Annotated in this window: 14 protein-coding genes and 2 tRNA genes; 6 read left to right on the top strand and 10 right to left on the bottom strand. The window is 65.0% G+C overall.

The genetic code is table 11. From position 1 onward, the window contains the following. Nucleotides 1-22: 22 nt before the first annotated feature. The 5 genes from OKW26_RS28420 to OKW26_RS28400 form a co-directional block, all read right to left on the bottom strand. On the bottom strand, nt 23-835 hold the full coding sequence (locus tag OKW26_RS28420; protein ID WP_184028352.1) for a GNAT family N-acetyltransferase: 813 nt from the start codon (nt 833-835) through the stop codon (nt 23-25). 155 nt (nt 836-990) lie between these two features. Next, nucleotides 991-1449 (bottom strand): SixA phosphatase family protein, encoded by a 459-nt coding sequence (locus OKW26_RS28415; protein ID WP_184061447.1) that lies wholly within the window; start codon nt 1447-1449, stop codon nt 991-993. A 212-nt stretch (nt 1450-1661) separates the two neighbouring features. Next, a tRNA-Pro gene (locus OKW26_RS28410) sits at nt 1662-1738 on the bottom strand. A gap of 110 nt (nt 1739-1848) precedes the next feature. Further along, complete coding sequence (locus tag OKW26_RS28405) at nt 1849-2007, bottom strand: DUF3309 family protein (protein ID WP_090801093.1); 159 nt, start codon at nt 2005-2007, stop codon at nt 1849-1851. 384 nt (nt 2008-2391) lie between these two features. Beyond that, complete coding sequence (locus OKW26_RS28400) at nt 2392-2568, bottom strand: hypothetical protein (RefSeq protein WP_018421224.1); 177 nt, start codon at nt 2566-2568, stop codon at nt 2392-2394. Nucleotides 2569-2746: 178 nt separating this feature from the next. Here OKW26_RS28400 and OKW26_RS28395 point away from each other — a divergent pair, with 178 nt between their 5' ends. Then, the gene (locus tag OKW26_RS28395; RefSeq protein WP_167368601.1) at nt 2747-2914 is read left to right on the top strand and encodes a hypothetical protein; all 168 of its coding nucleotides are present in this window, start codon (nt 2747-2749) and stop codon (nt 2912-2914) included. A gap of 218 nt (nt 2915-3132) precedes the next feature. On the opposite strand, the gene OKW26_RS28390 is transcribed toward OKW26_RS28395, so the two are convergent. The 5 genes from OKW26_RS28390 to OKW26_RS28370 form a co-directional block, all read right to left on the bottom strand. Beyond that, nucleotides 3133-4500, bottom strand: a complete 1368-nt coding sequence (locus OKW26_RS28390; RefSeq protein WP_429357137.1) for an MATE family efflux transporter — start codon at nt 4498-4500, stop codon at nt 3133-3135. A 56-nt stretch (nt 4501-4556) separates the two neighbouring features. Further along, complete coding sequence (locus OKW26_RS28385; protein ID WP_184047728.1) at nt 4557-4865, bottom strand: DUF2288 domain-containing protein; 309 nt, start codon at nt 4863-4865, stop codon at nt 4557-4559. Between the two features lie 997 nt (nt 4866-5862). Then, nucleotides 5863-6189, bottom strand: a complete 327-nt coding sequence (locus tag OKW26_RS28380) for a hypothetical protein (RefSeq protein WP_018433468.1) — start codon at nt 6187-6189, stop codon at nt 5863-5865. A 94-nt stretch (nt 6190-6283) separates the two neighbouring features. Beyond that, nucleotides 6284-7006 (bottom strand): peptidoglycan DD-metalloendopeptidase family protein, encoded by a 723-nt coding sequence (locus OKW26_RS28375; protein WP_429355884.1) that lies wholly within the window; start codon nt 7004-7006, stop codon nt 6284-6286. Between the two features lie 153 nt (nt 7007-7159). Next, nucleotides 7160-8068, bottom strand: coding sequence for an aldose epimerase (locus tag OKW26_RS28370; protein WP_429355883.1), 909 nt, complete (start codon nt 8066-8068; stop codon nt 7160-7162). Nucleotides 8069-8655: 587 nt separating this feature from the next. Here OKW26_RS28370 and OKW26_RS28365 point away from each other — a divergent pair. The 5 genes from OKW26_RS28365 (at nt 8656) to OKW26_RS28345 (ending at nt 12431) form a co-directional block, all read left to right on the top strand. Further along, nucleotides 8656-9486: an undecaprenyl-diphosphate phosphatase gene (locus OKW26_RS28365; protein ID WP_429355882.1), complete on the top strand. Its 831-nt coding sequence runs from the start codon at nt 8656-8658 to the stop codon at nt 9484-9486. A 119-nt stretch (nt 9487-9605) separates the two neighbouring features. Then, a tRNA-Arg gene (locus OKW26_RS28360) sits at nt 9606-9682 on the top strand. Between the two features lie 189 nt (nt 9683-9871). Continuing rightward, a complete protein-coding gene (locus tag OKW26_RS28355) occupies nt 9872-11437 on the top strand; it encodes a methyl-accepting chemotaxis protein (protein ID WP_429355881.1) in 1566 nt (521 codons plus the stop codon). Nucleotides 11438-11551: 114 nt separating this feature from the next. Next, complete coding sequence (locus OKW26_RS28350) at nt 11552-11935, top strand: RT0821/Lpp0805 family surface protein (RefSeq protein ID WP_090801080.1); 384 nt, start codon at nt 11552-11554, stop codon at nt 11933-11935. 46 nt (nt 11936-11981) lie between these two features. Further along, entirely contained in the window at nt 11982-12431 is a 450-nt protein-coding gene (locus OKW26_RS28345; protein ID WP_184061458.1) for an NUDIX hydrolase, read from the top strand. Nucleotides 12432-12441 lie beyond the last annotated feature (10 nt).

Below are 12441 nucleotides of genomic sequence, written 5' to 3'. Positions count from 1 at the left end.
CTTTTTCGTATCTCGGCGCAGCTTATCGCGGCAACGCATCGCCGAGGAAGTGCCGCGCATAGCGCGCGTTGATATCGGACAGACGGAACAGCGTCAGGAAATCCGCGGTATTGAAGTCGGGGTCCCACGCCGGTGCGCCGCAAATCTTCGCGCCGAGACGCAAGTAGCCCTTCACGAGCGGGGGCGGCGCGACGGCGGCACCCGTCTGCAGTTCGTCGACCGGCAGCGGCGTATGCGGGAACGCGCGATATTCGGGCGCGGTCAGCGCGTTGTCGCGCAGCGAGCAATACAGGTTCGCCGCATAGTGGCCGCCGTCGGCCATCGCGACGCTCGCGCAGCCGAGCATCGTCTCGTAGCCGTTGTGCTTCATGTACGCGGCGAGCCCAGCCCATAGCGACATGATCACCGAGCCGCTGCGATAGTCCGGATGCACGCACGAGCGGCCGACCTCGACCATCTTCGCGCGCAGATGCGTGAGACGCGACACGTCGAACTCGCTTTCCGCATATAGACGGCCGATGCGCGCGGCCTGATGCGGCGGCAGAGCGCGATACGTGCCGACTACTTTCAACGTGTCGAGATCGCGTACCAGCAAATGGTCGCAGTACGAATCGAAGGCATCGACGTCGAGGCCCGCGGGGCCGCTGAGGCGTGCGCCCATTTCGTCGGCGAAGACGCGATAGCGTAGACGCTGCGCTTCACGCAGCTCTTCGTCGGTACGCGCCCACGACACTTGCAGGCGATGCTGCGCGGTGACCGTTTCCTCGGCGCGCGGCAGGCGGCGCGGTTCGAAAAGCGAGGCGAAGGGCAGGGTGGGCGTCGGCAGTTCTCGCATTGGCTGTCCTGGTCGAAAAGAGTGAGGATTTCTTTTTTCGCCAATGTAGTAACGCGCGGTGACGCTCGCATGGCAAAGCCGTGACGATTGGATGACTGCCCGTAAGCCCTCGCGTGGGTGCCTGTAATGTCGGAGGCGTCGCGCGACACGCGCGCTCAGATCAGATCGGGGCTGATGGCGGCGCGCAACACCGCCTCATCTTCGCCGTTGCGCTCGCGGCTCTCGATCCACCAGATGCCGGCTTTTTTCAGTGGCCAGCTCGCGCGGCTGTCACCGAGCAGTTGCGCGGCGACGTGGCCGAGCGTCGGTTGATGGCCGACGATCACCACGGTTTGCGCGATGCCGCCGGGCCAGCCGGCCGCTTCCAGGACGTCGTTCGCGCTCGCGTTCGGCGCGAGTTCGCGCACGACGCGGTACTGGTCGCTCAACGTCTCGGCGGTCTGGATGGTGCGCACGGCGGGGCTCGCGAGTATGACCGCGTCGTTGGGCAAACGGGCGCGCAGCCATTTCGCGGCGTTCTGCGCCTGCTTGCGGCCGCGCGTGGTGAGCGCGCGGGAGAGATCGCTCGCGGCGACATCTTCTGCTTCGGCGTGACGCCAGAGGATCAGGTCCATGGGAGTCTCCTTTTTGAGCGGCTTGGGATGGCGTTGCGGCGGGCTTGCGCGTCTTCGCAGCGAGGTACCTGCCTCAAGCACTGTCGCATGCGCAGGTGATGATTTGCAAGGCGAGTGCCTGACGGGTCGGCTGTCGGCGTCCACCTGAACGCGAGCCAAAAAAGCAAAAACCCGCGAAGCCGGAGGCTTCGCGGGTTTCGAGCTGCTTTTCGTGGTCGGAGCGATAGGATTCGAACCTACGACCCTCTGATCCCAAATCAGATGCGCTACCAGGCTGCGCTACGCTCCGACGAATCCGAGAGTATAGGGGGTGCGGGCAGGGGCGTCAATCCCTTGGCGGCCCTAACCGCATGGGCAACGACGTTCACCGTAGCGGGCTCGCGCCGGCCTCGCGGTGGGCTATATACGCCCCATCAACAGCAGAACGATCACGATGATCAGCACGACGCCGACGAGTCCAGTCGGCCGATAGCCCCAGCCGCTGCTATACGGCCAGCTTGGCAACGCGCCGATCAGCAGCAGGATGAGCACGATTAGCAGGATGGTTCCGACGGTCATGGCGTTCTCCTTTTTGAGGGGGCCGCGAAATCGCTGGCCGTATCTTCACGCTGGTTTGGCGCGCGCGCCGCGACAACAGACGAGCGTGTCGCGCGTCTGTTGCTGGATCGGAACCAGCAAGGCATGTGCCCATCACCCGTTAAGCTCGATGCAGTGAGGACTTGGACGAAAGCGCAGAAGGAGAGAGCGACGCAGGAAGCGTCGTCGTTCGATGTAGGTATGCCCAACGAACCGGAAAAGCGTTGCGCACGTCCAGCGGACCTCGATGCGCGCAGGCGCCGCAACGCCGGTCAACGCGTCATCGAGCGGACGCGCGACTGAGGTACCGTGACATGCCGGTGCCGAGGCCAGAGGCCATTCGGTCAGAGTTGAAGATCACCCGCATCAATGCCTTGGACGCCTCCAATGCGGCATATGTAGATGCTGATGCGTCCAGTGATGCAGCATGCCCTCGCCATCGTGTTCACGCCGGTAGGCCCGCGATTCGAAAATCGACAACGCCACCAGCACGATCAGGCCTATTGCGAGCCCGATCAGGCCCGCGATCGATTCACCGTCCATGGCAGTCTCCCGGTAGGTTCAGCCATGAACCCATAGTAGCGCAGGTCCGGTGAAATCTCACGAACTGGAACGGGCGACGCACGAGGTGTGTGATGGCGTCGCCGAACGCGCTTTGCGGTTAGACTCTCGGCGCGATGGCGGACCTCCGCCATCGCTTTGTCCCGGAGACGATTGCAAAATGACCCGCGTTCTGACTCTTGCCTTGCTGTTGTGCGCCGGCGTCGCCGGCTGTGCGGACAATCCGTCCGCGCATCGCGGCAGCCCACCACATGATCCCGCCGACTACCACGGCGTGCCCACCGACGATCGGCCGCCCGCGATGGTGCCCGCGCCCGTCGCGCAGTGAGCGCTCGTTGAATTGAAGTGAAAACGAGCGGGAAAGGGCGGGGAAAGCGAAGCACCGGCGCGGGCACGCCGGCACTTCTGACCCGTGCCGACGGTTCGCGCGGAGAGCACGGGCTGAGAGCATTCCAGGACGCGCTCGTTATGCGATATGTATGCGCTTGTTTCAAGCCGTAACGGTCTGTCGTCCGCCGAATAGCCAACGGTGCCCAGCGCACCGCGCTAGGCAGCCGCAAGCCCCCGCGACACGCCCGGCAGGTAACGCGCGAGCGTTGCGCCACGCGTGGCCATGAAGATCAGCAGCGCGATCCACAGCCCGTGATTGCCGTGCCACGCGAGCAATGCCGACGACGCCGCCACGAACATCGCAAGCGACACCGCCATCGACATCATCAGCTCGCGCGTACGCGTCGCGCCGATGAACACGCCGTCGAGCAGGAAGCCCCACACCGAAATGACCGGCGACAGCGCCGCCCACGGCAGATAGGTTTCGGCCGCGGCACGCACGGCGGCCTGATCGGTCAGCCGCTCGATGATCCACGCGCCCGCGCCCCAGTACACGCACGAGAAGCCGATCGCGCCGAGCGCCGACCACAGCGCGGTGACCTTGACCGCCTGCGCGAACGCGTGACGATCGCGCGCACCGATCGCCGCGCCGACCAGCGCCTCGGCCGCGTGCGCGAAACCGTCGAGCCCGTACGCCATGAAGGTCTGGAAATTGAGTAGCAATGCGTTCGCGGCGAGCGTCGCGTCGCCTTGCCGCGCGCCGAGATGCGCGAACCAGCCGAACGACGACAGCAGGCACAGCGTGCGCACGAAGATGTCGCGATTAAGCACGACGAGCCGCTTCAGCGCGGCGGCGTCGAACAAGGCGGCGCGATTCAGCGCGGGCAGGCCGCGCGGCCTGCCGTGCCATAGCAGGGCGAGCCCGAGTACGAAGCCGAGCGCGTCGGCGGTCGCGGTAGCCGCGCCGATGCCGGCCACGCCCCAATGAAACGCGTACACGTACAGCAGCACCGCGGCGATGTTCACGCTGTTGATGAAGACCTGCGACAGCAATGCGAGCCGCACCTGCTGCGTGCCGAGCAGCCAGCCGAGTATCACGTAGTTGCCGAGCGCGAGCGGCGCGGCCCAGATGCGCGCGTGGCAATAAACCTGCGCGTGCCGCTGCACGGCGTCGCTGCCGCCGATCGCCCGCAGCGCATAGTCGATCAGCGGTTGCTGCACGAGCAGCACCAGTGCGCCGATCGCGGCCGCCATCAGCAGTGCGCGCACGACGGTGTTGCGCAACTCGTCGCTGCGGCCCGCGCCGTGCGCCTGCGCGACGAGGCCGGTCGTGCCCATGCGCAGGAAGCCGAAGCCCCAGAACACGAAGTTGAAGAAGAGCCCGCCGAGCGCGACGCCGCCGAGGTAAGAGGCACTGTCCAGATGACCAGCGACGGCGGTGTCGACCGCGCCGAGGATCGGTTGCGTCAGATTCGCGAGGACGATCGGGAATGCGAGCGCGAGCACCCGGCGATGCCAGCGCACCGGCAGCGCGGGCGCGCTGGCTGGGTGTGCGGCGGCTTCGGATCGCGCGGCGGGGGGCATACCGGCATCGGGCGTACCGGCATCGGGCATACCGGCATCGGGCGTCCTCGCGTCGTTCAAGAGCGCTCCTGCACGCACACCCAAGGCGAGACGACGACGGCCCACAGCTCGGGGTCGCGCGCGGCGAAATCGGCGGCCGTCTCCGCCTGAACGCGCACGACGAGGCCGGAGGACAACCATTGGGCGACCCGGGTGGTGTCGTCGTTGGCGATTGCCTCGGCGACGCTCACGAGATCGAGGTCGCGCGCGACGTGCAGCAGTATGCCGCGCGCAAAAAAACGTTCGAGTTCGCTCCAGCCGATCTTGGCGGTTTCGCCGAGCAGCTTCGCATAAAGGGGGCTTTGGGAGGCGTCGTTGGAAGTCATCGTGGACAGGGTCGGACGGGGCCGTCACTATAAACTATTGGCAAGGACCGGCGGGCCGCGTGGCGGCCTTGCGCAACGCGCCGGGCGGCCTTTTATGCAGCGCGGACTGAATCGGATTCTGAACCTGGATGCCGGCGGATTCAACGACGGCGGCACACGAGGCGTGCCGCCCATCAGCACCGGCTATTAATCGTCCGAATATTCAAAACTGAAACGAGTTTGAATGCGGTTTCAATATTGTCGGCGGAATTGTCAATGTTAAAGATTTCACTATTCGCGAATTTGTTGTGAAAACGTATCGGCGCTTATTCGGAAGAGTTGCCGCGACTAATCGATGCGTTACGTGCGTTTGCGCACCAAGTTAATATTCGCAAGCCAAAGCGGCGTTATTGCCGGATGAGTTAGTGTTATTCGGCCAGACGTCTTTCCTCTGCTGGTTTGGCGGGACTTTCCGCCGATAGCCCAGGAACATTAGCCGGTGCGATACTCCGACATTTCTGGTTTGAATGATTTGGCGTGTGGAGTATCCCAGCTGCGGCGCATTAAGCCGGTCTGATTCCGACATTTCCGATTCACGGATTGCGGAATCCGTACGCCGTGTAACATTGGCCGCAAAATTAATACATTGCGCTTGGAAATGCGGATTGTTAGATTTCGTTCTGGCGCATGGTGAACCGGTCCTTTGCCGATATGCGCCGAACCCCCGTTAGCCCGGCCTCGTGCCGGGCTTTTTTTTGAATGGATTTACGCGGATGTTTAACCTGCCGCAGCGATCTTCACCGCGAATTCACATGTGCGGCCGATGATGGCGGATTATTTTTTTCGGCGTGAGACTCATGACCGGGGTGATCATTTTTGTCGGCGTGTGGCTAATCGCGCTCGCGTTGCTGGTGCGCTTCGCCGCGCGCATCGATCCGCGCTCCGGGCGCTGGCGACGCCGCTAAGCGGTGACGCTCTGCCGCTCGGCGGCCACGCGTGCCGCTCGGCGCGCTGCCTTTTACTGCTTGCAGCGGATGACCATCGAACGGTTTTTCACATTCGCGCCGAAAATCCCACCGATCGTGCCGCCCGACGTCGCGCCGTTGTCGACGTCTTTCGAAACCACGTCGTACCCGTAGTTGCCGCAGGTTTCGCCCGCGCGCTTGTAGCACTCGGCCCAGCTCGTGCTGGCGTCGCTGCCGCTGCAGTTGATCGCGAAGCCGGTGTCGCCGCTCGGCAGATAGGTCATCGTGGTCGTGGTCGAGCAGCCGCCGAGGCCGCCGAGCGTCAGGAGGCCAAGACTGATCGTCGCCGCCGTCGCGACGCGCGCCAATGGGCTTTTCATTTCAGATTCCTTGCAAATAACGGAAGGGAGTGGCGCGCAGCCACGCCGCTTCGAATTGAGCGTTTATAGCACGGCGGGTTCCCGCGCCCGCCGCCTAGCGCGGTGGCAGTTGTTTCGACGGATCGATCGAACGGCCCTGGTAGCGCAGTTCGAAATGCAGCATTACGCGATCGGTATCGGTGTCGCCCATTTCGGCGATTTTCTGGCCGCGCTTGACCGATTCGCCTTCCTTCACCAACAGCGCGCGGTTATGCGCGTAAGCGGTCAGATAGTCGGCGTTGTGCTTGAGGATCAGCAGATTGCCGTAGCCGCGCAGACCGTTGCCCGCATAGACGACGGTGCCAGGCGCCGCCGCGACGATGGGCGTGCCGGCCGCCGCGGCAATATCGATACCCTTCGAGTTGCCGCCGTCGAAACGGCGGAACACCGTGCCGTCGGCCGGCCATACCAGCGAGATCGGTGCGGGCGCGGTCGCCGGCGCAGTGTCCGCGGGCGCAGGACGCGGCGCGACCGCCGCGCTCGCGCTGCCACTGCTGCTACCGCCACCGCCGCCGCGGATCGCGCCGCTCGTCGACGCCGCGCCGCCCGGTGGCGCGACGCGCAGCACCTGGCCGACCTCGATGCTGTCGGGATTGGTCAGGTTGTTCCAGCGTGCGATGCTCTGCACCGATTGCCGGTTGCCGCGCGCGATTTTCGACAGCGTGTCGCCCCGTTCGACCCGGTAGTAGCCCGGCCCCACCGGCGCCGACCCGCACGCGGCGAGCAGCGCGAGCAATGCCGCGCAGCCGAGTCGTTTGATTCTTGTCATTTCCAGCATTGGACCTCGCAAAGCACTGCCGCGCGCTGATCCCGATCACGCGGCACAGACAGACAAAGCGTTCGATTCTAACGGTTTTGTGTTGCGCCCCCCGGCGAGGGGGGCGAAGTGGCGGGCGGCCGCTTCGAGCGGCTCGCCGCCGGCGCCGGCGTATCAGCTGGTCTTCTCGACGGTAATGCGCAGTGCCGCCGTTTCGGTTTGTCCCGGCTCGAGCCAGCGCAAACCTCGGCCGTTGTGGATCGCATCGGGCAACCCGAGCCACGGCTCCACGCAGTAAAAGTCCGACTGCGGCGTTTCAGTCCACGTCGTCACCGCGTACCAGGGCACCGAGCCGGGCCGCTGCAGATCGATCGTGATCACGCGATCGATGCCCGGCGCCTCGACCCTCACCGGTCGATCGGGCGTGCCGGTCAGGCAATGGAAGCGGTCGTAGATCCGGTCTTCGTCGAGCGTGTAGCTCGCTTCGCCCGGCTCGGCGGGGCTGATCGAGCCGTCCTCGAGCTGACGGCACCGCTCGGTGCGCGGCAGTTCGAGCGTCGTTTGCGCGCGCTGCATGTGCGGCAGCGTGAAGTAGAAGTGATGGCCGGCGTAGTAGGGCAGGCGCGCGTCGCCGGTATTGGTGGTGGTCAGCGTCACGTCGAGCGTGTGCGGATCGATGAGCTCGTAGGCGGCCTCGAAGCGGAAGCCGAACGGATAGGAGCCGCGGGTCGCTTCACTGTCGGTCAGAACCATCCGCAGGCCGGCGCCATGCACGTCGGCGTGAGGCTCGAACGGCAGGTCGCGCGCGAAGCCGTGCATCGGCAGCTCGCGCACGGTGCCCCGCGCGTCACGCCAATAGCCGATCTTGCCGTCGACGCGATGACGGCCGAGAAATGGAAACAGCAGCGGATTGCCGCCGCGAATCCGCGCGGGCACGCTCCAGTCAGCGTGCTCGGGCCAGTGAATCACCTCTTCGCCGTCGATCGTCCACGACAGCAGACGGCCGCCGGCTTGCGGCGAAAAACGGAGCACCGAGGCGTCCTGGGCGATCTCGAGAATGTCCTGTTCCGGGGAGAGGGGCATGGTCAATAGCTAGCCAGATAGAGGTTGAGGGTCGCGCAAAGCGCGCCGCGTGGGTCGGCCGTTGCATCTGCATGGAAGCGGCGTTTTGCGCCATTCGCGGCGACTGCGTCTCGCGCGGCGAAACCGCGATTTTGCGCTGCTTTGCGCTACGGGGAAACCCTTCCCGGGAAATTGCGGGTGTCGGAAAAGGGCGAATCCTATTGATAATCCGTCGGAGCGTCCGGTCCATCCGACTCCCGGGCGAATCGGCTCAGGAGGCATCATGGATCTCGCAACGGCAATGGCGGTGGCCTTATTCGGTATATTCACCGCCAGCACGTACTACTTCTTCCACTCTCTCGAGCGCTGATCCGCTGGTTTTCATTCCCTGCTTTCGCAGCACGCGCGCGACGAATCCGCCGCCCGCTTTCTTGCTCTCGCGTAACAACGGTGTCGAGTTGTGACGCGGCGCGTCAATATCTCTCCGAATGTGGCCTAACCGCTTGGCGCTGGGTGTGTAGCCAGGCATAATCGGTGCGCCTTTGACGCGCCGGCTCCCCTTTTGTGCGGCGCGCAGTTCTCGACACTTTGCTTACAAGGACCGCCGCGTGAACCTGTCGTTTCTCATTTTTCTGAGCGTGCTGCAAGGCGTTACCGAACTGTTTCCGGTGAGCAGCCTTGGCCACACGCTGCTCGTGCCAGCCCTGTTCGACATGCATATCGACAAGCATGCGCCGCAACTGCTGCCGTTCCTCGTCGCCCTGCATCTCGGCACCGCGTTCGCGCTGCTGTGGTACTTCCGCGCGCGCTGGTATGCGCTGGTGCGCGGTTTCTTCGCGTCGCTCGGCGGCCGCCGCAATGACGACGGTCACATGATGTGGGCGCTGATCATCGGTACGATTCCGGCGGGCCTCGTCGGTCTCGTGCTGGAAAAGCGCCTCGAGGCGCTTTTTCATGATCTGCGGATCGTCGCGATTGCGTTGATCGTGAATGGCGTTCTGCTGTGGTTCGGCGATCGTCTGCAACGCGCGCGCGCGCATCAGGCGCCGGAAAAGCTGACGTTGCGCCAGGCGTTCTTCGTCGGCCTCGCGCAGATCGGCGCGCTGATTCCGGGCTTCTCGCGCAGTGGCCTGACGATGATCGCCGGCAATGCGGCCGGCCTCACCACCGAGAAAGCCGCCGAGTTTTCGTTCTTGCTCGGCACGCCGATCATTTTCGCGGCTGGGGTACTCGAACTGCCGAAGCTGCTTCACGCGCCGAGCCAGCTTGCCGACGCAGTGCTCGGCGGCGTGCTGACCGCGATCGCAGCGTACCTGAGCGTGCGTTTCCTGATGCGCTATTTCGAAGGCCGCGGACGTCTCGCGTCGTTCGGCGCGTACTGCGCGATCGCGGGGATCCTGTTCCTCGGCTGGTTCATGCTGCATCCGCAGCCGGTCTGAGCGCGCCGGGCGATCGGTTATAATCCGGGCCCGTTTGGCTGCAGGTCAGTTAGAATTTTAGTTTGTCGGAAATCGGGCGGCTCGCCGCGAGTGCCGGTTTCATGCAGATATCGATCCATACGGCAGTAGCTCAGCTGGATAGAGCATCGGCCTTCTAAGCCGAGGGTCGGGGGTTCGAGCCCCTCCTGCCGTACCAGAATCATCGAAGGGTTACAGGTTTCGCGCCTGTAACCCTTTTTGTTTTTGTGCCATGTTGCGCGCCCGGTGGCTGCCAGGCTGTCGCGTGTTCGTACGGCTCGCTTCGGGTGTTTCCCGACTCAGGAAATCGCGCGCGGCGCCGTTAATCCAACAGAACCGTGTGACGCACCGCGATGGAGGAATCAGCGTGAACCGACTTAGCCTCAACACCAAACTCTGGCTCGCGCTGCTGATTACGTGGCTCGGCCTGCTCGGCCTCGGCGGCTGGGCCGCATGGCAGTCGCGCGCGACGATGCTGGCCGAGCGCAAGTCGGCGGTGCAGAACGTCGTGGAAAGCGCGTACGGTATCGTCGCCGACTACGCGCAGCGCGCCGACCAGCACGAGCTGACGCCCGAACAGGCGCGGCAGCAGGCGCTGGCGCGGCTCTCCGCGATGCGCTACCCCGGCAGCGGCTACATGATCGTGTCGACTGCCGCGCCGGTCGTGATCATGCATCCGGTGCTCGCCGATCTGCGCAACAAGGACGTGTCGCACTACGCGGACAGCGACGGCAAGCTGCTGTTCGTCGAAATGGTCAAGGTCGCGCAGGCGCACGGGCAGGGCTTCGTCGATTACATGGGCCGCCTCGCCGGCAACAACGAGCGCGTGCCGAAGATCAGCTTCGTCAAGCGCTTTGCCGCGTGGGACTGGTATCTGATTTCGGGTGTCTACGTCAACGACATCGACGCGGCGTTCCGCGCCGACCTGCTGCGCTATCTGCTGACGATCCTCGTGATCGGCAGCTTCAGCACCGTCGCGCTCGTGCTGATCATCCGCAACGTGAAGCGCAGTCTCGGCGGCGAGCCCGCCTATGCGGCGAGCGTCGCGGAGACGATCGCCGACGGCGATCTGTCGTGCCCGGTCACGCTGGCCGGCGACGATCAGGAAAGCATGCTGTACGCGATGCAGCGCATGCAAAGCCGCCTCGCCGACGCGATCCGGCGCATTCGCGGCGGCACCGAAACGATCACGGTCGCGGCCGAAGAGATCGCCGCGGGCAATCTCGATCTGTCGGCGCGGACGGAACAGCAGGCGTCGTCGCTCGGCGAAACGGCGGCGAGCATGGAGCAGCTGACGGCGACCGTCAAGCAGAACGCCGACAACGCGCTGCAGGCCAATCGCATGGCGCGCTCGGCGTCGCAGCTCGCGGGCGAGGGCGGCGAGGCCGTGCAGCACGTCGTCGCGAACATGCAGAGCATCGCGGCGAGCTCGGCGCGGGTGGTCGATATCATCGGCGTGATCGAAAGCATCGCGTTTCAGACCAACATCCTCGCGCTGAACGCGGCCGTCGAAGCCGCGCGCGCCGGCGAGGAGGGCCGCGGCTTCGCGGTCGTCGCGGGCGAGGTGCGCAACCTCGCGCGCCGCAGCGCCGACGCGGCCAAGGAGATCAAGACGTTGATCGAGGATTCGGTCGCGCGCGTCGGCAGCGGCAAGACGCTCGTCGAGAAGGCGGGCGGCACGATGGAGTCGCTCGTCGATGCGGTGAAGCGCGTGACCGACATCATCAGCGAGATTTCCGCCGCGTCCGACGAGCAGAGCCGCGGCATCGAGCAGGTCAATCTCGCGATTGCGCAGATGGACGAGACCACCCAGCAGAACGCGGCGATGGTCGAACAGGCGGCGGCCGCCGCGCAGTCGATGCAGGAGCAGGCGCAGATGCTGCGCGACGTCGTCAACACGTTCCGCCTGCAGGGGACGGCCGCCGCGCGTTGATGGCCGCGTCGATGGCGCGCTGCCTGCCGAAGTGTGCATGCTATGCTTTTGAGGTCAGGATCAAAAGCCGCCGTGCGCCCGTGCGCGCCGTGCACACTTCGAGGAGAGTCCTACATGTCGACGCGAACCCGTGTGCTGTTCCACCTCAGTGCCGCGAGCCTCCTGCTCGGTGCGGCGATCGGCGCGCAAGCGGCGAACCTCGGCTTTCTGAGCGACACGCCGATCACTTATATGAGACAGCGTGACAACGCCTCGATCAAGCATGCGGTCATGAGCGCGCTCAATGACAGGAAGGACGGCGAGAGCTTCACGTGGGTCAACGACGGCACCGGCAATAGCGTGAAGATCGACGCGACCATCTCGATGGACAGCACCTCGACCGACGGCGGACGCACCTGCCGCACCCTCGGGGTCGTACTCAATGCGAAAGGGCAATCGATGAACCTGCGTCCGAACTTCTGCAAGGAAGGCGGTGCCTGGCAGCTGCAGAAGCGTTGAGTATGCGTGAGCGCGGCGCGAGAGGTGCATGCAGTGAGGCTGCGCGATGAGCCCGCGAATCGTCTCGTGCGGGATCGTGCTGCTCGATCCCGACGGACGCGTGCTGCTCGCGCACGCCACCGAAACGACGCACTGGGACATCCCGAAAGGCCAGGGCGAGGACGGCGAGGCGCCGCACGTGACGGCGCTGCGCGAGATGGTCGAGGAAACCGGCATCGCGCTCGAGGCCGATCGGCTGAAGGATCTCGGCCTGTTCGTCTACCGGCGCGACAAGGACCTGCATCTGTTCGCGGCGCGCGCGGGTGCCGGCGAGCTCGATCTGAGCACGTGCACCTGCACGTCGCTGTTTCCGCGCCGCTCGGACGGCACGCTGATCCCCGAAATGGATGATTACCGCTGGGCGTCGATCGAAGAGGTGCCGCGCTATGCGAGCCGTAGTCTGACGCGGCTCTTCGAGACGACGCTGTCGCTCGCGGAGTTGCACCGGTCGCTATAGACGGCGCACG

The sequence above is a fragment of the Paraburkholderia sp. 32 genome (assembly GCF_050435345.1).
Classification (GTDB): Bacteria; Pseudomonadota; Gammaproteobacteria; order Burkholderiales; family Burkholderiaceae; genus Paraburkholderia; species Paraburkholderia tuberum.
The sequence above is the reverse complement of the archived record's forward strand: the minus strand, read 5'-3'. Positions and strand labels throughout refer to the sequence as shown.

Coding starts and splice junctions, on each gene's coding strand:
- OKW26_RS28415 (WP_184061447.1), bottom strand. CDS start 1,449: ATGGACCTGATCCTCTGGCGTCACGCCGAAGCAGAAGATGTCGCCGCG.
- OKW26_RS28395 (WP_167368601.1), top strand. CDS start 2,747: ATGACCCGCGTTCTGACTCTTGCCTTGCTGTTGTGCGCCGGCGTCGCC.
- OKW26_RS28405 (WP_090801093.1), bottom strand. CDS start 2,007: ATGACCGTCGGAACCATCCTGCTAATCGTGCTCATCCTGCTGCTGATC.
- OKW26_RS28370 (WP_429355883.1), bottom strand. CDS start 8,068: ATGCCCCTCTCCCCGGAACAGGACATTCTCGAGATCGCCCAGGACGCC.
- OKW26_RS28380 (WP_018433468.1), bottom strand. CDS start 6,189: ATGAAAAGCCCATTGGCGCGCGTCGCGACGGCGGCGACGATCAGTCTT.
- OKW26_RS28385 (WP_184047728.1), bottom strand. CDS start 4,865: ATGACTTCCAACGACGCCTCCCAAAGCCCCCTTTATGCGAAGCTGCTC.
- OKW26_RS28375 (WP_429355884.1), bottom strand. CDS start 7,006: ATGCTGGAAATGACAAGAATCAAACGACTCGGCTGCGCGGCATTGCTC.
- OKW26_RS28345 (WP_184061458.1), top strand. CDS start 11,982: ATGAGCCCGCGAATCGTCTCGTGCGGGATCGTGCTGCTCGATCCCGAC.
- OKW26_RS28420 (WP_184028352.1), bottom strand. CDS start 835: ATGCGAGAACTGCCGACGCCCACCCTGCCCTTCGCCTCGCTTTTCGAA.
- OKW26_RS28400 (WP_018421224.1), bottom strand. CDS start 2,568: ATGGACGGTGAATCGATCGCGGGCCTGATCGGGCTCGCAATAGGCCTG.
- OKW26_RS28390 (WP_429357137.1), bottom strand. CDS start 4,500: ATGCCCCCCGCCGCGCGATCCGAAGCCGCCGCACACCCAGCCAGCGCG.
- OKW26_RS28350 (WP_090801080.1), top strand. CDS start 11,552: ATGTCGACGCGAACCCGTGTGCTGTTCCACCTCAGTGCCGCGAGCCTC.